Origin of the sequence: Kitasatospora sp. NPDC127121 (genome assembly GCF_042677305.1) — a bacterium.
Taxonomy (GTDB): domain Bacteria; phylum Actinomycetota; class Actinomycetes; order Streptomycetales; family Streptomycetaceae; genus Kitasatospora.
The window spans coordinates 1-20,249 of sequence record NZ_JBHXTQ010000004.1 but is presented as its reverse complement, the minus strand read 5'-3'; the positions used below and the strand labels follow the sequence as shown (position 1 = coordinate 20,249).

Genomic DNA, 20,249 nt, shown 5'->3' with positions numbered 1-20,249 from the left:
GGGGGCGTGGGGGGGGGGGGGGGGCGCGGCGCCCCCCCCCCCGCCCCGTTCCGTCCCCCGCCCGTTCCGTTCTGTCCCCCCGATCGGGTTGGATGGTCGGATGAGCGAGGAGAAGAGCGCCGTACCGGCGTGGGAGCAGCGGTTCAGGGCAGCACGGGTGTCACTCCCCGACTGGGCCGAGGACGCCCCCGACCGGGCGCTGTACGTGTCCAACGCGACCGGCACCTACGAGGTCTACGCCTGGGACCGGGTCACCGGCACCCACCGGCAGGTCACCGACCGGCCGAACGGCACCACCGACGCCGAGCTGTCCCCCGACGGCTCCTGGGTGTGGTGGTTCGACGACCACGACGGCGACGAGTTCGGCGTCTGGCGCCGCCAGCCCTTCGCCGGCGGGCCCGCGGACCGCAGCGCCGGCACCACCGACGAGGAGGCCGTGCCCGGCCTCGCCCCCTCCTACTCGGCCGGCCTGGCGCTCGGCCGCGACGGCACGGTGGTCGTCGGACGTTCCACCGACGAGGACGGCACCACCCTGCACCTGCGCCGCCCCGGCGCGGTCGAGGCCGTCGAGATCTACCGGCACGCGGAGTACGGCGGCGTCGGCGACCTCAGCTACGACGGCACGCTGCTCGCCATCGACCACACCGAGCACGGCGACGCGATGCACTCCGCGATCCGGATCGTCCGCCTCTCCGACGGCACGAGCGGCACGAGCGGCACGAGCGGCAAGCCCGTAGCGCCCGTAGAGCCCGCCGAAACCGTCGAAACCGTCGAAACCGTCGCCGAACTCGACGAGGTGACCGGCCGGGACGAGCCGCGCGGCGTCGCCTGCCTCGGCTTCGCCCCGGTCGACGGCGACACCCGGTTGCTGGTGGCCCACCAGCGCACCGGCCGCTGGGAGCCGATGATCTGGGACGTCGTCACCGGCGCCGAGACCGCGCTGCCGCTGCGCGACGAGCAGGGGCGCGAGCTGCCCGGCGACGTCTCCGCGCAGTGGTGCCCCGGCGCCGAGGCGCTGCTCGTCGAGCACGAGTACGAGGCGCGCAGCGAACTGTTCTCGTACACGCTCGCCGACGGTCGGCTGACCCGGCTGGACACCCCGCGCGGCACCGTCGGCGGCGCCACCGCCCGTCCGGACGGCACCGTCGAGTACCTGTGGTCCTCCGCCGCCGAGCCCTCCGCCGTCCGCTCCACCGCCGGGACGGTCGTGCTGCGGGCGCCCGGCGCGGTGCCGCCCGGCTCCGTCCCGGTCGAGGACGTCTGGGTGGACGGGCCCGGCGGGCGGGTGCACGCCCTGGTGCAGCGTCCGGCCGGGGCGGGCGAGGGCCCCTTCCCGACCGTGTTCGAGATCCACGGCGGCCCCACCCACCACGACAGCGACTCCTTCGCCGCCGGCCCGGCCGCCTGGCTGGACCACGGCTTCGCGGTGGTCCGGGTCAACTACCGCGGCTCCACCGGCTACGGCCAGGCCTGGACCGACGCCCTGCACGAGCGGGTCGGCCTGATCGAGCTGGAGGACATCGCGGCCGTCCGGGAGTGGGCGGTCGCCGGCGGCCTCGCCGACCCGCGCCGGCTGGTGCTCACCGGTGGCAGCTGGGGCGGCTACCTGACCCTGCTGGGCATCGGTGTCCAGCCGGACAGCTGGACGCTGGGCGTCGCCGCCGTGCCCGTCGCGGATTACCACACCGCGTACGCCGACGAGATGGAGGCGCTCAAGTCGCTGGACCGCACCCTCTTCGGCGGCACCCCGGAGGAGGTCCCGGAGCGCTTCACCGCCTCCTCGCCGCTCAGCTACGTCGAGCAGGTGCGGGTGCCGGTCTACATCAGCGCCGGGGTCAACGACCCGCGCTGCCCGATCCGGCAGATCGAGAACTACGTCGAGCGGCTGGAGCAGTCGGGCAAGCCGCACGAGGTCTACCGGTACGACGCCGGGCACGGGTCGCTGGTGGTGGAGGAGCGGATCAAGCAGCTGCGGCTGGAGATCGACTTCGTCCGACGGCACCTCGCCGCGGCGTCGGAGGCCGGGACCGGAACCGAGGCCGGAACCGGGACCGGGGCTGACGACAGGGCCGGCGACGGGGAGACGGTGTGAGGCGTCTGCTGACGCTCGCGGGAGTGGCGGTGGCCGGGGCCCTGGTGCTCACCGGCTGCTCGGGCGGGCACGGCGCCGAGGCCGCCTGCCCGCCCCCGGCCGGCCCCGCGGTGCCCAGCCCCACGCCGACCACGGCCGCGCCGACCCCAGCAGCCGCACCAACCGCACCGGCCGCCACCGCGACCCGCGCGAGCGCGGCGGGGCCGAGCGCAGCTGGGCCGGGGGCCGCCGTCGCCCGAGCGGCGTACGCGCCTGCGGCGGGCGAGGACGCGGTCCAGCTCGCCAAGGGATCCAGCGGGTCGAAGGGCTCGTCCGGGTCGAAGGGCTCCGGCTCCAAGGGCTCCGGCTCCAAGGGGACGAAGACCGGGCGCACCGTGCACCACCACATCGACCACTACGACTCGAACGACGACGCGAGCGGCGGCCACGGCCGGTGCCACGACGAGCCTGCGTTCACCGGGTCGCCGACGCCAGCACCGTCCTCCCCGACGGCGCCCGGAAAGCCGACGACCGCACCGGTCGTCCCGGCCCTGCCGTCCGCCCCGTCCGCCCCGTCCGTTCCCGGCAAGCCAACCCGCTGAGGCGGGCCGGCCGAGCGGGGGCGGGCCGAGCAAGGGCGGGCCGAGCAGGGGCGCCGAACCGCGGAGGTCAGTCGAGGACCGGGTCCAGTCCGAGGGCCCGGTCCTGCTCCGCCTCCCCCTCGCGGCGCACCAAGCGGAACCACATGAAGATGACGAAGCCCCCGAAGACGAACCACTCCAGGGTGTAGCCGAGGTTCTGGAACGCCCGCAGGGTGAGCCCGTCGCCGCCCTGCGGCTGGACCGTCGGCACCGGGGTCAGCCCGGCCGACACCGCGTCGGCGGCCACCCAGCCGTCGTACCAGCCGTCGTACGCGAGCGCGTTGAGCAGCGCCGCCCGGTTGACCGTGCCGAGCTGACCGGCCGGCAGACCGCCCGCCACGGCGCCGTTGCTGCCACTGGACTCACCGGCCTGCAACCGCCCGGTGACGGTCACCTGGCCGGGAGGCGGCGGCGCGGCCACGGACGCGCCCTCGGCGGGCGCGCCGGGCGCCCAGCCGCGGACCACGGCGGCGAACCGGCCGTCGGCGGTGCGCAGCGGGGTGAGCACGTAGTAGCCCTGCTTGCCGTCGACCACCCGGTTCGGGACGAGGAGCTGGTGCTCCGCGTCGTAGCTGCCGGTCACGGTGACGGGCTTGCCGACGGTCTCGGTGGTCACCTGCGGGGTGGCCTGGTTGAGCAGGTCGTCGATCGGCCGCACATCACTCGAAGCGGTGACGGTCTGCTTGGTCTCCTGGTGCGACGAGAACCGGTCCTCGAACCGGCCGAGCTGCCAGGAGCCCAGCCAGACGCACACCGCCACGGCCGCGACGGCCAGCGCGGTGCCGCCGAGCCAGCGCGGAGTCAGGAGGAACCGGTACACACCCCCACGGTAACCACTCCTCACACCCGTCCCGGCCGCAGGGGTCCGCCATAGGGGTCCGCCATCGGCCCCGACGGCCCGGCTGGTCGCCCGTCCGACCCCGACCGCCCGACCCCGACCGCCCGACCCCGACCGCCCGCCGACAGCCCGCCCCGACCACCGCCGGAGCGCGAAGCCCGTCAGCCCGCCGGGGGCGTGTCCGACGGCTGCGGCGCCGATGCGCCCACCGCCTGGACGCCACCGCGGTAGAGGGTGCCGCCGCAGGCCACGGCGAAGGTGGCGGTGGCAACGGCAGGGCTGCCGGGGGCGGGGGTGTGGGCGATGGTCGCGGTGGCCGGCGCGGTGGTGAGGCTGCCGGTCGGGGTGGGGGTGGAGCTGGGGGCGTTGGTGGGCCCGGCGCTGGGGGACGAGCTGGCCTGGGGGTTGGTGCTGGGGGCCGCCGAGGCGTCCGAGGCCGCCGGGGCGGCACCGGTGGCGGCGGCGGGGGCCTGGGAGGCGCCGACGGCCGGGTTGGCGCCGCCCTGGCTGGTGGGCCCGGTGCTGGCGGTGCTGGCGCCGGGGGTGGGGCAGGTCCGGTCGGGGACCCAGGCGAACGGCACCCGGTAGCCGGCCTGCGGGGCGAGGACGGGGGGCTCCGCGTCCATCGCGGGCAGGTCGCCGGCCGGGTCGCCGGCGGCATGGTCGGCGGTGCGCACGCGGCTGCGGTCGGTGCCGCTCACCGCCGTGACGGCGACGGCGCCGGGGCCGCCGAGCCGGCAGCTGCGGCCGGAGACGTTGTACACGGTGAACGAGCCGTGGATCCGGCCGTCGGCGGCGGCCGGGCCGACCTGTGCGCCGCCCTGGCCGAGGTCGGCCCGGGTGCAGAGCGGGGTGATCGGGCTGTCGCCGGTGCTGGCGGCGGGGGCGGGCGGGGCGGTGGTGCCGTCGGCGCGGGTGGTGCTGGCGCCGGGGCTGGGTGAGGCGGTGGGGGTGCCGGAGGGCGACGCGGTGTCGCCGGTGCCGCTGGGGCCGGGCCGCGAAGGTGTGCCGGTGCCGGGGGCGCTGCCGGTCCTGGTGCCGGTCGGGGCGGCGGCGGCCGGGCTGCTGGCGGCGGCCGAGCCGGGGCCGCCGGACAGTCCGAGGTGCTCCCCGTCGTGCAGGGCGGGCAGGGCGACGGCGACGGCGACGGCGAGGGCGGCGGCGCCGGTCCAGGCTCCGCGCCGGGCGGCCCGGCGGCGGGGTACGGCGTACCGGATCCGCGGCAGGCCGCCGGGTTCGGGCTGGATGCCGGCGACGGCGCCGCGCATCAGGTCGCGGACGCTGCGTTCCTCGGCGGAGAGCCCGTCGCCCTCACCGCCCGAGGGTCGCCGCCCGGCGCCGTCAGCCATGTCCGGCCTCCATCTGGGTGCGCAGGGCGGCGAGTCCGCGCGAGCCGTAGGCCTTCACCGATCCGAGCGAGATGCCGAGGGTCTCGGCGACCTGCGCCTCCGTCATGTCCACGAAGTAACGCAGCACCAGAACCTCCCGCTGACGGCGTTGCAGATTACGCAGCGCGGCCTTCAACTGGTCGCGCTCCAGCGCATCGTAAGCGCCTTCTTCTGCACTGGCCATGTCAGGCATGGGCTTGGGCAGCAGGCGCAGGCCGAGGATCCGTCGGCGCAGGGTCGAGCGGGACAGGTTGACGACGGTCTGCCGCAGGTAGGCCAGGGTCTTCTCGGGCTCGCGGACCCGGCGCCGGGCGGCGTGCACCCGGATGAACGCCTCCTGGACGACGTCCTCGCAGGTCGAGAGGTCGTCCAGGAGCAGCGCGGCGAGCCGCAGCAGGGAGCCGTAGTGGGCCTGGTAGGTCTCGGTGAGCAGGTCCTCGCTGGTACCCGCGTCGGTACCGGCACCGGAGCCCGCCGCACCGGGTGCGACCGCGGTCATCTGGTCGTCTTCCGGCCTACTCGCCGGCCACGGGGCGCGCGAGGGGAAGGCCACCACGGATCTCGCCGGGATGCCCGCCCCTGCTCCCACCATCACGTTCGCCACGCCCGTTGGACACTCGATCCCCTGTCATGGTTGCCCAGCCCGGGGGCCATTCTTCCGCATCGGCGGAAGAGGCCTCCAGGGGATTCCATCGGGATTCCGGACAGATTGTGTCGAGGAGCGGACACGCCCTCCCCGGATCGGGGGCCGGACGGGCCCGGGAGCGGGCGGCTCCAGGCCTTCCAGGGTCTCTCCCGGGCCTCCTGCCAGGCCTCTTCCCGGGCCTCCCCCTGTGCTTCCTCCTACGCCTCTTCCGGCGCGCCTTCCTGTGTCACCGTCAGCTCACCGGCCACCAGTTCCGCGATCTGCAGCAGGTTGAGCGCCGCGCCCTTGCGCAGGTTGTCGCCGCAGAGGAAGAGGTCGAGCGCGGCCGGCTCGTCGAGGGCCCGGCGCACCCGCCCGACCCAGACCGGGTCCGTCCCGACCACGTCGTTCGGCGTGGGGAACTCGCCGGCCGCCGGGTCGTCGTACAGCACGACCCCGGGGGCGTCGCGGAGGATCTGCTGCGCGTGCTCCTGGGTGACCTCGCGTTCGAAGAGCGCGTGCACGGCCAGCGCGTGGGTGCGGACGACCGGGATGCGGACGCAGGTCGCGGAGACCTTGAGGGCGGGCAGGCCGAGGATCTTGCGGGCCTCGGCGCGGATGCCGACCTCCTCGGAGGACCAGCCACCGTCCACCAGGGAGCCGGTCCAGGGCACCGCGTTGAGCGCGAGCGGGGCGGCGAACGGCCCGTGGTCGGCGATCACCGCGCGCAGGTCGCCGGCCTGTCGGCCGACCTCGGTGCCGGCCACCAGGGCGGTCTGCTCGCGCAGCGCCGCCTCGCCGATCCGGCCTTCGCCGGAGGCGGCCTGGTAGGAGGCGACGACGAGTTGGGCGAGCCCGTACTCGGCGTGCAGGGCGCCGAGGGCCGCGATCATCGCGAGGGTGGTGCTGGCCGGGCTGGCGACGATGCCGCGGGCGCGCAGCCGCAGCGCGGCCGCGTTGACCTCGGGGACGACCAGCGGCACGTCCTCGGCGGTACGGAAGGCGGCGGAGTCGTCGACCACCACGACGCCCTTGGCGGCCGCGATCGGCGCCCACTGGGCGGAGACCTCGTCGGGGACGGCGAACACGGCGACGTCGATCCCCTCGAAGGCCTCCTCGGCCAGCGGGACGACCTCGACCGGCACCCCGCGCACGACCGGCTTGCGGCCGGCCGAACGCGGGGAGGCGACGAGTCGGATCTCGCCCCAGACGTCCTGGCGCAGGGAGAGCAGGCCGAGCAGCACCTCGCCGACCGCGCCGGTGGCGCCGACGACGGCGAGGTTCGGCCGCCGGGTCATCGCCCGGTGCCTCCGTAGACGACGGCCTCGTCCGTCTCGCTGTCCAGTCCGAAGGCGCTGTGCACGGCGCGGACGGCCTCCGGCACGTCCTCGGCGCGGGTGACGACCGAGATGCGGATCTCCGAGGTGGAGATCAGCTCGATGTTGACGCCCGCGGCGGACAGCGCCTCGAAGAAGGCGGCGGTGACGCCCGGGTTGGAGCGCATGCCCGCGCCGACCAGGGAGATCTTGCCGATCGCGTCGTCGTAGCGCAGCGACTCGTAGCCGATGCCCTCCTTGACCCGGCCGAGCGCGTCGATGGCCTTCTGGCCCTCCGCCTTGGGCAGGGTGAAGGAGATGTCGGTCAGCCCGGTCGACGCGGCGGAGACGTTCTGCACCACCATGTCGATGTTGACCTCGGCATCCGCGATGGCGCGGAAGATCCGGGCCGCCTCGCCCGGCTTGTCGGGCACGCCGACGACCGTGACCTTGGCCTCGGACGTGTCGTGGGCGACTCCGGAGATGATGGCCTGCTCCATCTCGCCCCCTTCGGGCTTGTGCGGGTTCTCGTTGCTGACGATCGTCCCGGGAAGACCCGAGAAGGACGAGCGTACGTGAATCGGGATGTTGTAGCGCCGGGCGTACTCCACGCAGCGGTCGAGCAGCACCTTGGAGCCGGACGACGCCAGCTCCAGCATGTCCTCGTACGCGATCCAGTCGATCTTGCGGGCCTTCGCCACCACGCGTGGGTCGGCGGTGAACACGCCGTCCACGTCGGTGTAGATCTCGCAGACCTCGGCCTTGAGCGCGGCGGCGAGGGCGACGGCGGTGGTGTCCGAGCCGCCGCGGCCCAGCGTGGTGATGTCCTTGCTGGTCTGCGACACGCCCTGGAAGCCGGCCACGATCGCGATGTTGCCCTCGTCCAGGGCGGTGCGGATGCGACCAGGCGTCACGTCGATGATGCGCGCCTTGTTGTGGACGGAGTCGGTGATGACGCCGGCCTGGCTGCCCGTGAAGGACTGCGCCTCGTGCCCCAGCGATTTGATCGCCATGGCCAGCAGCGCCATGGAGATGCGCTCTCCAGCGGTCAGCAGCATGTCGAACTCACGGCCGGCAGGAAGCGGTGACACCTGCTCCGCGAGTTCGATGAGCTCGTCCGTCGTGTCGCCCATTGCGGACACCACGACGACGACCTCATGGCCGGCCTTCTTGGCGTCAACGATTCGGCGGGCAACGCGCTTGATGCCTTCGGCATCCGCAACGGATGAGCCGCCGTACTTCTGCACGACAAGGCCCACGTGCGCTCCTCGACTTGTGTCGTCTTCCGGGGGCACCAGGCCCCCGCACCCCCGGGGAAAAGGGGCTGTGCGGTCGGCGCCAGTCTACCGAGCAGGGGTGCCACAACCGGCGCTTTCCATATGATGAGACGCCCGTTTCAGCAGGTGGTCGGCGAAACGGGCGGCACCACCGGCAGGTCTGCGGGCAATTCGCCACCGCCCCGAAGAATCGGCGGATCAACGGACGGCGATCCGTCGGGATTTCTTTTCCGCGCGGAATGCTGAGGCATTCGTCACAATCAGCCGATGACCGCCGGGGGTGCACCGAAAACCGGCGCGCGCCGGGGCGACGTTCAGGCGTGCCGGAATCGCACGGACGTGCCGGAAGGGCACGGGCACCGGAGGGCGGTGCTACCGCCCGAGGCCCAGCTCGGCCGCCATCAGGTCGCCGGCCTGCTGCTCCAGCTGCTCGTCGGTGAGCCCGTCGTCGTCGGTGTCGGCGCCGTCCGGCACCGCGCCGATCGGACTGTCCAGCCGGACGTGCGCGATCAGCGACTGCAGCGCCCGCAGCACCGCCGTGCAGGTCGTGCCCCAGTTGGAGAGGTACGAGAACTGCCACCACCACAGCGCCTCGCTGACCCGGCCCTCGCGGTAGTGGGTCAGCCCGTGCTGCAGCTCGCCGACCACGCCGGCCAGGTCGTCCGAGATCCGGAAGGCGTTCGGCTTCTCCGGCGGACCGTACGGGTCGAAGACCTCGTGGTAGACGTCGATCGGCGCGAGCAGCTCGGCCAGCCGCTCGCGCAGCTGCTCGCCGTCCGGCTCCGGCCCGGCGTCGGGCTCGAAGCGGTCCTCCGGGACGACGTCCTCGATGGCGCCCAGTCGGCCACCGGCCAGCAGCAGCTGCGAGACCTCCAGGAGCAGCAGCGAGACCGCGCTGCCCGGCTCGTCGCCCTTGGCGACCTCGGTGACGGCGAGCACGAAGCTCTCCACCGAGTCGGCGATCTGCACGGCGAAGTCGTCCGGCTCCGAACCGTGCGCATGGATGTGCGGGGGGTGGCTCTGCGGCTCCCCGTGCGGCTGTCCGGGGGCCGGCTGGTGGGCCTGCCCGTGGGACGGCTGGTGGGGCGTGTGGGGCTGCTGGTTGAGCGTCCGGTCAGACATCGAGCAGTCGTCTCCCTTCGAAGGCACGACCGAGGGTGACCTCGTCCGCGTACTCCAGATCCCCGCCGACGGGCAGGCCGCTCGCCAGCCGGGTCACCCTCAGGCCCATCGGCTTGCAGAGCCGGGCCAGATAGGTGGCGGTCGCCTCCCCCTCCAGGTTGGGGTCGGTGGCCAGGATCAGCTCGGTGACCGTGCCGTCCGCGAGGCGCGCCAGCAGCTCGCGGATCCGCAGGTCGTCCGGGCCGACGCCCTCGATGGGGCTGATCGCGCCGCCCAGCACGTGGTAGCGGCCGCGGAACTCGCGGGTGCGCTCGATGGCGACGACGTCCTTGGACTCCTCGACCACGCAGATGACGCCGAGGTCGCGGCGCGGGTCCAGGCAGACCCGGCACTGCTCGGCCTCTGCGACGTTGCCGCAGACCGCGCAGAAGCGGACCTTGTCCTTGACCTCCAGCAACGCGTGCGCGAGACGGCGCACGTCGGTCGGGTCGGACTGCAGGATGTGGAAGGCGATCCGCTGGGCGCTCTTGGGCCCGACGCCGGGCAGCCTGCCCAGTTCGTCGATCAGGTCCTGAACCACGCCCTCGTACAACGTCGCGCCTTCCCTCGGATGGTCGGTGGTGCTCCGGTGCCATCATCCAACGAATCGGGCGTCGGACACACCGCCCGACGCCCGACTCCCACATAAATCACATGGGTCCGTTGTCTGAACTTCAGAACTTCAGGACCTCAGACCTGCCTGGTCGAAACCCCTGTCCAGAGGCTCCCCCAGGTCAGAACGGCAGACCGGGGATGCCCCCGCCCAGGCCCTGGGTCAGCGGGCCCATGCGCTCGGCCTGCATCTTCTGCGCCGACTGGTTGGCGTCCCGCACGGCCGCCAGGACCAGGTCGGCCAGGGTCTCGGTGTCCTCCGGGTCGACGGCCGCCGGGGCGATGGTCAGCGCCACCAGCTCACCGGCACCGGTCACCGTGGCCTCGACCAGGCCACCGCCCGCCGAACCGCTCACCTTCGTCTCCGCCAGCTCCTGCTGCGCCTGCGCGAGATCCTGCTGCATCTTCTGCGCCTGCTTCAGCAGCTGCTGCATGTTGGGCTGGCCACCACCGGGGAACACGGCTCACTCCTCGCTTCGTGCTTGCTGTCCTGCGTCGCCGTCCTGCCTGCGGTCACGTCCGCTTGCAGTCCCGCTCGCGTCGTCACGGCCGAGCCTACGTGCTGCCGGGGCGGGCCGTCGCTCAGTTGCCGCGGTGGTGGATCTCCTCCAGAACCGTCGCGCCCAGCTCCCGGATGATCAGCTCCTGACCGGAGAACGCCTCCTCGTTGAGGTCCGGGTCGTCCTCCTCCGGGACGTCGTCCTCCGGCGCCACCGCGCGCACCGGACGGGCCGGCGGCGCGGCCACCGGCGGCGGGGCCTGGACCGGCGCGGGCGCCGGGGCGGCCTGCGCCTGCGGGGACGGCTGCGACCGGACCGGCGCGGGCACCGGAGCCGGAGCCGACGGCGCGGCGGCCGCCGGACGGGCCGGGGCCCCCCAGCCGCCACCGCTCGGGGCGGCACCGCCCAGACCACCGCCGCCGACGGCCGTACCGCCGCCGAGGGAACCGCCCCCGGACGGGTCGACGATGCACTCGATCCGCCAGTCCACACCCAGCGCGTCCGTCAGCGCCTGGCGCAGCACGTCGTCGCTGTTGCTGCCGACGAAGCTGTCCCGGGCGCCCGCGTTGATGAAGGACACCTGGAGCACGCTGCCGTCGAACCCGGCCACCTGGCCGTTCTGGCTGAGCAGGATCCAGGTGAAGCGGCGGCGGTTCTTCACCGCCTCCAGAATCTGCGGCCACAGCTGCCGGACCTGCGCCGCGCCCTGCTGCGCGGCGGCCGAAGCCGGCCCGGCGGGCTGCCCGGCCGGGGCGGGCGCGGGCGCCGCGGGGGCAGGAACGGGGGCGGGGGCGGACATCGGGGCCGGGGTGGCCTCTACGGCCTCGGCGGCCTGGGCCGGCGGCTGCGGCGTGGGGGCCGCGGCCGGGGCGCCGCCCGCCGGCGGGAAGCTGCGCGGGATCGGCCAGGCACCCGGCGCGGGCCCGGCGGGCGCCGCGGGGGCTGCCGGTGCGATCGGTGCGGCCGGTGCTGCCGGTGCTGCCGGTGCTGCCGGTGCAGGGGCTGCCGCAGGGGCCGCCGCCACCGGCGCGGCCTGCACCGGGGCGGTCTCCACTACCGGCACCGGCACCGGCACCGCCACCGGCGCCGTCGCCGGAACGGGCGCGGCCATGGTCGCCGCCACCGGCGCCCCCACCGCCATCGGCGCGGCGAACCCGCCCGCCGCCGCCCGGCGCTCCAGCTTGTCCAGCCGCGCCTGCAACGACAGCTCGTCGCTGTAGGCACCCGGCAGCATCACCCGGGCGCAGATCAGCTCCAGCTGCAGCCTCGGCGCCGCGTTGCCGCGCATCTCGGTCAGCCCGGTGTTGACGATGTCCGCCGCCCGGCTCAGCTCCGCCGAACCGAACGCGTCCGCCTGCGCCTGCATGATCGCGACCCGGTCCGCCGGGGCGTCGATCAGCCCCTTCTCCCCCGCCTCCGGCACGGTGGCCAGGATCACCAGGTCACGCAGCCGCTCCAGCAGGTCGGCGACGAAGCGGCGCGGATCGTGCCCGCCCTCGACCACCCGGTCGATCACCTGGAACACCGTCGCCCCGTCGTGCGCGCCGAAGGCGTCCACCACCTCGTCGAGCAGCGCCGAGTCGGTGTACCCGAGCAGCGAGGTCGCCATCTGGTACGTCACGCCGCCCTCGGCGGCGCCGGCCAGCAGCTGGTCCATGACCGACATCGAGTCACGCACCGACCCGGCCCCGGCCCGGACCACCAGCGGGAACACCGAGTCCTCGACCTGGATGCCCTCCCGGCCGCAGACCTCCACCAGGTAGTCGCGCAGCGTGCCCGGCGGGACCAGCCGGAACGGGTAGTGGTGCGTCCGGGACCGGATCGTCCCGATCACCTTCTCCGGCTCCGTGGTCGCGAAGATGAACTTGAGGTGCTCCGGAGGCTCCTCGACCACCTTGAGCAGCGCGTTGAACCCGGCCGAGGTCACCATGTGCGCCTCGTCCAGGATGAAGATCTTGTAGCGGCTGTGGACCGGCGCGAAGAACGCCCGCTCCCGCAGCTCGCGCGCGTCGTCCACACCACCGTGCGAGGCCGCGTCGATCTCGATCACGTCGATCGAGCCGGGCCCGCCGGTCGCGAGGTCGCGACAGGACTGGCACTCTCCGCAGGGCGTCGGCGTCGGCCCCTGCTCACAGTTCAGACAGCGGGCCAGGATGCGCGCACTCGTCGTCTTCCCGCAGCCGCGCGGCCCGCTGAACAGGTACGCGTGGTTGACCCTGTTGTTACGCAGGGCCTGCTGGAGCGGAGCGGTCACGTGCTCCTGCCCGATGACCTCCGCGAAGGTCTCGGGACGGTAGCGGCGGTACAGGGCTAGGGACACACCCCCGACGATATCGGGACGCGCCGACAAACGCGTCGCCCCTCGCCTCACCACCGTCCCCCGGCGCCCCCGGCAACCGCCCGGGAACGCAAAGACCCCCCGTGCACCCGCCAGAGCCCTCTTACCCTTGCTGCCTTCCGGCCCTGGGGGGGTTCAGAGAGATAACGCCACACGAGGGGCTGACCCCCACACTACCGGATCCGAGCCCCCACGATCCACAGGCAACCCCACCCTCCCGCCTACGGGATTGCTGGTCGCGACCACCCCCGAACATGTACTAAGCTCTCCCACGGAGGATTCGCCTAGAGGCCTAGGGCGCACGCTTGGAAAGCGTGTTGGGGGCAACCCCTCACGAGTTCGAATCTCGTATCCTCCGCCGGCAGAAGGCCCGGACCGTTCCGACGGTCCGGGCCTTCGTCGTTTCGCGGTGCGGGGACACCGCTGGGTGAACTCCGCGTGCTGGGCGGTTCGGCTGCGGCATAACTTTGAGTTATGAGACTTCACTCTTCGCGCACGAGGTTCTGGGGGCGGGTCGGCGTGGTCGCCGCCGCCGCGGTGGTGTTCGGCGCCACGGCGGTGGGTGGCGCCGTCGGCCGGGCGCCGTTCCTCGGGCCGCTGAACACCGTGTCACCGGTCGCCTCGACCGTGCCCGCGAACGGGGACCAGAACCCGTACGGCACGTTCGTGGTCCAGCACAGCATGGGCAAGCTGCGCCGCGGCAACGTCCTCATCAGCAACTTCAACAACGGGCAGAACCTGCAGGGCACCGGGACCACCCTGGTCCAGGTCAGCCCGGACGGCACCGTCGGCGAGTTCGCCCGGATCGACCCGGCGAAGCTGCCCGGGCCCTGCCCCGGCGGGGTCGGGCTCTCGACCGCGCTGACCGTTCTGCCGGGCGGCTGGGTCGTGGTCGGCAGCACGCCCACCACCGACGGCACCTCCGCCACCGTCCAGGCCGGCTGCCTGCTGGTCCTGGACAGCAACGGGACGGTCCGCGAGACGATCGTCGGCGACGGCATCAACGGCCCGTGGGACATGACGGCCGCCAGCTTCGACGACCGCGACGAACTGTTCGTGACCAATGTGCTGAACGGCACGGTCGCGGGCGGCGGGGCCGAGGTCGACCAGGGCACCGTCCTGCGGATCACCCTGTGCCGGCAGGGCGACGCGCCGCCACAGCGGCTCGCGACCACCCGGATCGGCTCGGGCTTCGGCCAGCGGACCGACCAGGCCGCCCTGGTGATCGGCCCGACCGGCGTCGGGCTGGGCCACGACGACACGCTCTACGTGGCGGACACCCTCGCCAACCGGATCACCGCGATCCCCGACGCCGTCCACCGCACTACCGACGCGGGCACCGGCACCACCGTCAGCACCGGCGGCCACCTCAACGGGCCGCTCGGCCTGGCCGTCGCCCCGGGCGGCGACGTCCTCACGGTGAACTCCGGCGACGGCAACCTCGTCGAGACCACCCCCGCCGGCGACCAGGTCGCCGTCCGCACGCTCGACAGCAGTGGCACCCCGCCCGGCGCCGGCGCCCTGTTCGGGCTCGCGGTCGACCTCGACCACGACGCCGTGTACTTCGTCGACGACGCCGCCAACTTCCTGAACGTCCTCCACTGACCGCAACGGGCGGCGACAGCCGGAAGGCCCGGGCCGCCTCACGCGGTCCGGGTCTTCGTCGGCTCCACAGCCCCGACTGGCCGGCCGGTACCGGAAGTGACTTCCGCCCTCCCGAGCTGCGCCGCGAGAGGGACTAATCGACCCTTAGTCTCGGAATTAGTCCAGGTTAGTACCTGGACACCCGGACACATGGCGTGCAAGTATCTGTCCTGCCGCCAGACGGGCGACACGTCGGAGGGGAAGAAACATGACGCAGGACAGCCAGCAGTTCATCTCGGTGCCGGTGCCGGCTCAGTACGTCACGCAGGTGTACGCGTTCCTCGCGGAGCTCTCGGGGGCCGCTGCGGGGGCCGCGGTGGCGGCGGCGGCCGAGGGGGGGCCGCAGGAGGACGGCGAGTGGCCGTTCGTCGAGTGGACCGTGCAGGATCTGCGCCGGCTGACGGCCGATCCGCTGGACTCGGTACAGGCGGTGACCGGGGTGCTCGACATCCTGGCGAAGCAGCCCGGCGAGCGGGTGAGTTACACGTCCCTGGTCGAGCTGCTCGATGTGGACCGGAAGCGGCTGCGCGGCGTGCTGTCCGCGTTCACCCGGGTCGTGCACAAGCACTACGGCCGGCGGAACTGGCCGATGAGCTGGGTGGAGGCGCTCAGTGACGGGGCCGAGTTCAAGTCGGAGTTCTTCTACACGGTGAGCGAGACCACCGCCAACCGGTGGCGGGCGGTCCGCGCCCAGGGCTGACGGCGCGCAGCCGGTTCGAGGCGGGCAGCACGGACGGCGCGGGCGGCCAAGGGGGGTTGGTTGCGGCCTGGCCGCCCGACGGGGCTGGACGCCGCGGTCAGGCCGCGGTGTCCAGCCGCCGGCGCTGGTCCTCGTCGAGCACCAGGTCCAGGGCGGCCAGGCTCTCGTCCAGCTGGGCGACGGAGCTGGCGCCCACGACCGGGATCGTCGGCACCGGGTGGCCCAGCAGCCAGGCGAGCACCACCTGGTTGACGGTGGCCCCGGTCTCCTTTGCCACCTCGGCCAGGGCGGCCAACTGGGCCTGCACCACCGGCCACTGGTACTTCTCGGACAGCGACCGGTCGGGCCGGCAGTACGCGCCGCCGAGCAGCGGGGAGTACGCCAGCAGCAGCAGCTCCGGCCGCTGCGCGACGTACGACAGCAGCTCCTCGTCGGCGTGCTTCTGGATGCCGAAGTCCGCGTCCGGCCGTGGCCGGAGGTAGCTGTGGCGCTGCTGGACGCACCGGTAGCCGGGCCAACCCCGCTGCTCGGCAAGCTCGTTGGCGGCAGCCAGGTCCGCGGCGCTGTGGTTGCTGCAGCCGAGCCGGCCGACCTTTCCGTCGGCCACCAGCTCGGCGAAGGCCCCGAGGGTCTCCTCGACCGGGGTGGACGGGTCCGTCACGTGGGCGTAGTAGACGTCCACGCGGTCGGTGCCGAGCCGGCGCAGGCTGCCCTCGGCCGCGTTGCGCAGCGCAGCGGCGGACAGCCCCTCCATGTGTTCGGGGAAGGGGAGTTCGGGCACCGGGCGGGCTCCCGCCTTGGTGGCGAGGACCAGTTCGTCACGGTTGCGCCGGCGGGCGATCCAGCGGCCGAGCAGTTCCTCGCTCTCGTACCCCGTCCCGCCGGGGGCCCAGAAGGCGTAGTTGTTCGAGGTGTCGACGAAGGTCCCGCCGGCCTCGGTGAACCGGTCCAGGATCGCCGTCGCGGTCTGCTCGTCCACGGTGGTGCCGAAGGTCATGGCGCCGAGGCACAGCGCGCTGGCCTTCGGCCCGTCAACTCCGAGGCTGCGGTACAGCATCAGTCATCCCTCCCAGGGGTCGGTAATGGTGGTGCGGGCCGCGATCGGGGCGTGGCGCGCCGCGATCCGGTCACCAGAATCATCACCCCGGCCGCGCCCGACTCGGCCAATGCGCAGACCAGCCGGGAGACCGTCCGATTCGTTCAAGACGGGGTGTCCGGGCGCCGCCTACCGTGACGGGCATGAACAGCACACCAGCACCGCAGTTCGCCGTCGTGGGCCTCGCCGTCTCGGACCTGGCCGCCTCGATCGCCTTCTACCGGCGGCTCGGACTCGCGTTCCCCGACGGGGCCGAGCAGGAGCCGCACGTCGAGGCCGTGCTGCCGGGCGGGCTGCGCCTGGCCCTCGACCCCGAGTCCACCATCCGCTCGTTCCATCCGGACTGGCGTCCGCCGGTGGGCGGCGGCCGGACGGCACTGGCGTTCCGGTGCGCCGACCCCGCCCAGGTGGACGCGGTCTACGAGGACCTGGTCGGCGCCGGGTACCACGGCGAGTTGAAGCCGTGGGACGCCTTCTGGGGCCAGCGGTACGCCGTGGTGCACGACCCGGACGGCAACGGCGTCGACCTGTTCGCGCCGCTGCCGGGCACCGCGGACTGAGTCAACGGGGCAGCAGGGCGGTCGCCGGCATTCCCGCCAACTCCCGTACGTCGCGCGCCAGATGGGCCTGGTCGGCGTAGCCCGTCCGGGCCGCCGTCTCGGCGAGGGGCACGCCGGAGCGGGCCAGCGCGAGGGCGCGCTGCAAGCGGAGGATCCGGGCCAGGGTCTTGGGACCGTAGCCGAAGGCGGTCAGCGAGCGGCGGTGCAGTTGCCGCGCGCCGAGGCCGACCGTCTCGGCGGTCGCCGCGACCGAACGGCCGGCCGCCAGGGCATCGGCGACCGCCCGGACGAGCGGGTCCACCGGCCGCGCGTCGGCCGCCAGGCGCAGCGCCAACTCCTCCAGGGCCACGGCCGGGTCGGGCGCCGCGTCGATGCGCCCGGTGCGGCGGCGCACCTCGGCTCCGGGGCGGAGGTCGGCCAGGTCGACCCGCCGGTCGCGCAGTTCGTGTGCGGGCACGCCCAGCAGGGCGGGGGCGGCGCCGGGCGGGAGGCGGACGCCCGCCCACGGGCCGCGCAGCCCCGGTCCGAGCTGGAAGGCCCGGGTGTCCGGCCCGGCGACGAGGAGCCGGCCCTCGGTCCAGAGCAGGTCCATGCAGCCGTCGGGCAGGACGAGCCCGGCCGCGCCGCCGCCCGTGCTCCCGACGGCCCGGCGCCTCCACACGACCGCTCCCGGCAGCCTCGACGCCCGCTCCGCGTACTCGGGGGACATGAGGCCCAGGCTACGCGCCGCCACCGGGCGCCGCCGGGGGTCGGCGACACGCCGGCGGCACGCCCTCGGCCCCGGCCGCGCGAGGCGGACGGGGCCGAGACGGACAGGAAAGGGCCGAACAGGACAGGGCCAGGCAGGGCAGGGCAGGCTCAGCCCACCCGCTGGACGACCTCCGCCTCCGCCACGCCCTCGACCGGGCCCGCCTCCACCGGAGCGGTCTTCCGGCCGTCCCGCATCAGCACCAGGGTCAGCCCCGCGGCCGCCAGGACGGAGATCCCGCCCGCCGTGAAGGTGACGGAGGCCGCGGTGTTGAACGCGTCGCGCGCGGCGGCGGCCAGTCCGCCGTCCCCGGTGCTCGCGGCGAGGGCGAGCGCGTCCGTGATCGCGTGCTTCCCGGCGGCGGGCGTGTCGGTGGGCATCGAGCCGGTGAAGGTGCTGGACAGGACGGCGCCGAGGATGGCCACGCCCAGCGCGGAACCGGACTGCTGGATGGTGTCGTTGAGCGCGGAGCCGACGCCGGCGTGCTCGCCGGGGATCGCGCCCATCAGCGCGTTGGACGCGGCCGGCATCGCGAGGCCGGAGCCGGCGCCCAGCACCAGCATGGCCAGGGCGACCTTGGCGAAGCCGTCGCCGACCGAGAGCGTGGCTAGCAGCCCGAACCCGGCCGCGATGATCAGCATGCCGGCCGAGGTCGTCACCCGCGGGGCGACCTTCTTGCTGAGCACGGCGCCGATGGCGTTGAACACCAGCGAGGCGACGGCCAGCGGGAGGAACGCCAGGCCGGTGTCGGTGGCCGAGAACTTCAGCACGAACTGCAGGTACTGGGTGAGGACCAGCATCAGGCCGCCGGTGGCGAAGGTCAGCAGGACGAGCGAGAAGCTGGCCCCGGTGAACACCCGGTTGCGGAACAGCTTGAGCGGGACCATCGGCGAGTCGGTCCGGACCTGGCGGACGGCGAACCCGGTCAGCGCGAGCACCCCGACGACGAGCGTGCCAAGCGTGCCGGGGCTGGTGATGCCGTCCCGGGGCAGCACGGTGATCGACCAGACCAGCGCGGTCATCCCGGTCATCGAGAGCACCATGCCGGGCAGGTCGGGCCGGCGCCACGGCCCTCTGGACTCCGGCATCAGCACGACCGCCGCGATGACGGCGACCACTGCGACCGGCACGTTGAGCAGGAAGACCGCGCCCCACCAGAAGTGCGCGATCAGCGCACCGCCGAGCACCGGCCCGCCGATCATGCCGATCATGGCCACCGCGCTCCACGCGGCGATCGCCTTGGGCCGTTCCTCGTCGTCGAAGACGGTGATCAGGATGGAGAGCGTGCTCGGCATGACCAGGGCTCCGCCCACGCCCATCAGCACGCGTCCGGCGATGAGCTGGCCGGGGCTGTCGGCGACGGCCGCGACCAGGGAGGCGGCGCCGAACACCACCAGCCCGATGATCATCATCTTCCGCCGGCCGAACCGGTCGGAGAGGCTGCCCGAGGTGAGCAGCAGCCCGGCGAAGACCAGGATGTACGAGTCGATGATCCACTGGATGTCCTCGGCCCCGGCCCCGAGGTCCGCCGCGATCTGCGGGATGGACACCGTGAGCACCATGTTGTCGACCACCAGCACCAGGCTGCTGAGACAGAGCACGACCAGGATGAGCCAGCGGCGCGGATGTCGGTCCACCGCGGTCCCCCTTCGAAGTGAGCGCGCCGGCCGTAGCCGGACGGAAGTCGTCGCGGGTGCACCGCGGTCCGTCCCCACGGCCGCGGTGCACCTCGCTCCGCACACTGTGCGGATGCCACACACTGTACGTAGACCGCACAGTGTTCGCAAAGCCGTACGGTGTGCGGCGCGGCTTATGCTGAACGGAGCAGCCGAGCCGAGCACAGGCGGGCGAAGACCGAGAGGAGGGCCGGATGCCGGCCAGGTCGAAGGACGCGCCCGGGACACCGTGGAGCCGCCCCGAGCGCCCCCGGCGCGAGCAACCGGCGCTCAGCCGGGCCCAGATCGTCGCGGAGGCACTCGCCATCCTGGACAGCGACGGCATCGAAGCCCTGAGCATGCGCAAGCTCGGCGCCCGCCTCAACGCCGGCGCCACCTCGATGTACACCCACGTCGCCAACAAGGACGAACTGCTCGCCCTGGCCGTCGACGAGGTGTTCGGCAAGATCTGGATCCCGGCGGTCACCGACACGAACCCGGCGGACTGGCGCGCCACCGTCGCCGAGTGCGCGGGCAGCGTGCGCCAGGTCATCCTGCGCCACCCGTGGATGGTGTCGGTGATCGGCGACCTGGGGCTCGTCTACTTCGGGCCGAACTGGATGCGCCTCTCCGAGGCCCTGCTCACCTTCCTGGAGGCAGCCGGCTTCACCCCGATGGAGGCCAGCGACGCGATGAGGGCCCTGCTCGGCTACGTCATCGGGACGGCCAGCGTGGAGGCCTCCTGGCTGAGCGCACTGGCCCGGCACGGCCGGGAGGAACAGGGCTGGATGGACGAACTCCTGCCCGCCATCATCGAGGCCACCCGGGACTTCCCGCGCCTGCACCGCCTCTACACCACCGACGCCAACGGGGTGACCGACGGCTCCCGCGACAGCGGCTTCACCAACGGCATCCGGCTGATCCTGGACGGCATCGAGGCCACTCGGCAGGCCCGGCCTGCCAGTTGACGGGGCGTCACTTCCGACTCGGCGCCCGGGCCTCGACGTAGCCCGGCCCCGGACCGACCGCGCCGCCCGCACCACCGACCGGGCCGCCGGGGCGGCTGGTCGGTGGTGCGG

Annotated in this window: 18 protein-coding genes, 1 tRNA gene and 1 other RNA gene; 7 read left to right on the top strand and 13 right to left on the bottom strand. The window is 73.7% G+C overall.

The window, feature by feature from the left end; genetic code table 11:
• Positions 1–100 precede the first annotated feature (100 nt).
• Complete coding sequence (locus tag ACFVHI_RS04210; protein ID WP_380335570.1) at positions 101–2,092, top strand: S9 family peptidase; 1,992 nt, start codon at positions 101–103, stop codon at positions 2,090–2,092.
• Positions 2,089–2,673 (top strand): hypothetical protein, encoded by a 585-nt coding sequence (locus ACFVHI_RS04205; RefSeq protein ID WP_380335567.1) that lies wholly within the window; start codon positions 2,089–2,091, stop codon positions 2,671–2,673. The genes ACFVHI_RS04210 and ACFVHI_RS04205 overlap by 4 nt, the downstream gene beginning before the upstream one ends.
• Before the next feature lie 67 nt (positions 2,674–2,740).
• Here ACFVHI_RS04205 and ACFVHI_RS04200 read toward each other — a convergent pair whose 3' ends face one another.
• The 10 genes from ACFVHI_RS04200 to ffs all read right to left on the bottom strand — a co-directional run bounded on the left by ACFVHI_RS04200 (position 2,741) and on the right by ffs (position 12,930).
• Positions 2,741–3,532, bottom strand: coding sequence for an SURF1 family protein (locus ACFVHI_RS04200; protein WP_063348655.1), 792 nt, complete (start codon positions 3,530–3,532; stop codon positions 2,741–2,743).
• A 179-nt stretch (positions 3,533–3,711) separates the two neighbouring features.
• On the bottom strand, positions 3,712–4,899 hold the full coding sequence (locus ACFVHI_RS04195; RefSeq protein ID WP_380335564.1) for a hypothetical protein: 1,188 nt from the start codon (positions 4,897–4,899) through the stop codon (positions 3,712–3,714).
• Complete coding sequence (locus ACFVHI_RS04190) at positions 4,892–5,437, bottom strand: SigE family RNA polymerase sigma factor (RefSeq protein ID WP_380335561.1); 546 nt, start codon at positions 5,435–5,437, stop codon at positions 4,892–4,894. The genes ACFVHI_RS04195 and ACFVHI_RS04190 overlap by 8 nt, the downstream gene beginning before the upstream one ends.
• Before the next feature lie 344 nt (positions 5,438–5,781).
• A complete protein-coding gene (locus tag ACFVHI_RS04185) occupies positions 5,782–6,861 on the bottom strand; it encodes an aspartate-semialdehyde dehydrogenase (RefSeq protein WP_063348652.1) in 1,080 nt (359 codons plus the stop codon).
• Positions 6,858–8,138 (bottom strand): aspartate kinase, encoded by a 1,281-nt coding sequence (locus ACFVHI_RS04180; RefSeq protein WP_063348651.1) that lies wholly within the window; start codon positions 8,136–8,138, stop codon positions 6,858–6,860. The genes ACFVHI_RS04185 and ACFVHI_RS04180 overlap by 4 nt, the downstream gene beginning before the upstream one ends.
• 390 nt (positions 8,139–8,528) lie before the next feature.
• Positions 8,529–9,278: a DUF5063 domain-containing protein gene (locus ACFVHI_RS04175; RefSeq protein ID WP_244293422.1), complete on the bottom strand. Its 750-nt coding sequence runs from the start codon at positions 9,276–9,278 to the stop codon at positions 8,529–8,531.
• Complete coding sequence (recR, locus tag ACFVHI_RS04170) at positions 9,271–9,870, bottom strand: recombination mediator RecR (RefSeq protein WP_063348650.1); 600 nt, start codon at positions 9,868–9,870, stop codon at positions 9,271–9,273. Before recR ends, ACFVHI_RS04175 begins: the two co-directional genes overlap by 8 nt.
• 181 nt (positions 9,871–10,051) lie before the next feature.
• A complete protein-coding gene (locus tag ACFVHI_RS04165) occupies positions 10,052–10,390 on the bottom strand; it encodes a YbaB/EbfC family nucleoid-associated protein (protein ID WP_063348649.1) in 339 nt (112 codons plus the stop codon).
• Between the two features lie 121 nt (positions 10,391–10,511).
• Positions 10,512–12,749 carry a DNA polymerase III subunit gamma and tau gene (locus tag ACFVHI_RS04160; protein WP_380335556.1) on the bottom strand — a complete coding sequence of 746 codons (2,238 nt, stop codon included), beginning with the start codon at positions 12,747–12,749 and terminating at the stop codon, positions 10,512–10,514.
• Between the two features lie 90 nt (positions 12,750–12,839).
• An RNA gene (gene ffs, locus ACFVHI_RS04155) (signal recognition particle sRNA small type) lies at positions 12,840–12,930 on the bottom strand.
• A 110-nt stretch (positions 12,931–13,040) separates the two neighbouring features.
• Here ffs and ACFVHI_RS04150 point away from each other — a divergent pair.
• The 3 genes from ACFVHI_RS04150 to ACFVHI_RS04140 all read left to right on the top strand — a co-directional run bounded on the left by ACFVHI_RS04150 (position 13,041) and on the right by ACFVHI_RS04140 (position 15,111).
• A tRNA-Ser gene (locus ACFVHI_RS04150) sits at positions 13,041–13,125 on the top strand.
• Between the two features lie 116 nt (positions 13,126–13,241).
• Positions 13,242–14,372: a hypothetical protein gene (locus ACFVHI_RS04145; protein WP_380335554.1), complete on the top strand. Its 1,131-nt coding sequence runs from the start codon at positions 13,242–13,244 to the stop codon at positions 14,370–14,372.
• Between the two features lie 247 nt (positions 14,373–14,619).
• Positions 14,620–15,111: a hypothetical protein gene (locus tag ACFVHI_RS04140; protein WP_063348646.1), complete on the top strand. Its 492-nt coding sequence runs from the start codon at positions 14,620–14,622 to the stop codon at positions 15,109–15,111.
• A 97-nt stretch (positions 15,112–15,208) separates the two neighbouring features.
• Here the strand turns inward: ACFVHI_RS04140 and ACFVHI_RS04135 are convergent, their stop codons facing one another.
• Positions 15,209–16,168: an aldo/keto reductase gene (locus tag ACFVHI_RS04135; RefSeq protein ID WP_380335551.1), complete on the bottom strand. Its 960-nt coding sequence runs from the start codon at positions 16,166–16,168 to the stop codon at positions 15,209–15,211.
• Positions 16,169–16,350: 182 nt separating this feature from the next.
• On the opposite strand from ACFVHI_RS04135, the gene ACFVHI_RS04130 reads away from it, so the two are divergent.
• Positions 16,351–16,767 (top strand): VOC family protein, encoded by a 417-nt coding sequence (locus tag ACFVHI_RS04130; RefSeq protein WP_380335548.1) that lies wholly within the window; start codon positions 16,351–16,353, stop codon positions 16,765–16,767.
• Position 16,768: 1 nt separating this feature from the next.
• On the opposite strand, the gene ACFVHI_RS04125 is transcribed toward ACFVHI_RS04130, so the two are convergent.
• Entirely contained in the window at positions 16,769–17,476 is a 708-nt protein-coding gene (locus tag ACFVHI_RS04125; RefSeq protein ID WP_380335545.1) for a helix-turn-helix domain-containing protein, read from the bottom strand.
• Between the two features lie 149 nt (positions 17,477–17,625).
• The gene (locus ACFVHI_RS04120; protein ID WP_380335542.1) at positions 17,626–19,152 is read right to left on the bottom strand and encodes an MFS transporter; all 1,527 of its coding nucleotides are present in this window, start codon (positions 19,150–19,152) and stop codon (positions 17,626–17,628) included.
• Positions 19,153–19,385: 233 nt separating this feature from the next.
• Here ACFVHI_RS04120 and ACFVHI_RS04115 point away from each other — a divergent pair, with 233 nt between their 5' ends.
• Positions 19,386–20,138, top strand: a complete 753-nt coding sequence (locus tag ACFVHI_RS04115; RefSeq protein ID WP_063348641.1) for a TetR/AcrR family transcriptional regulator C-terminal domain-containing protein — start codon at positions 19,386–19,388, stop codon at positions 20,136–20,138.
• The last annotated feature ends 111 nt before the right edge of the window (positions 20,139–20,249 follow it).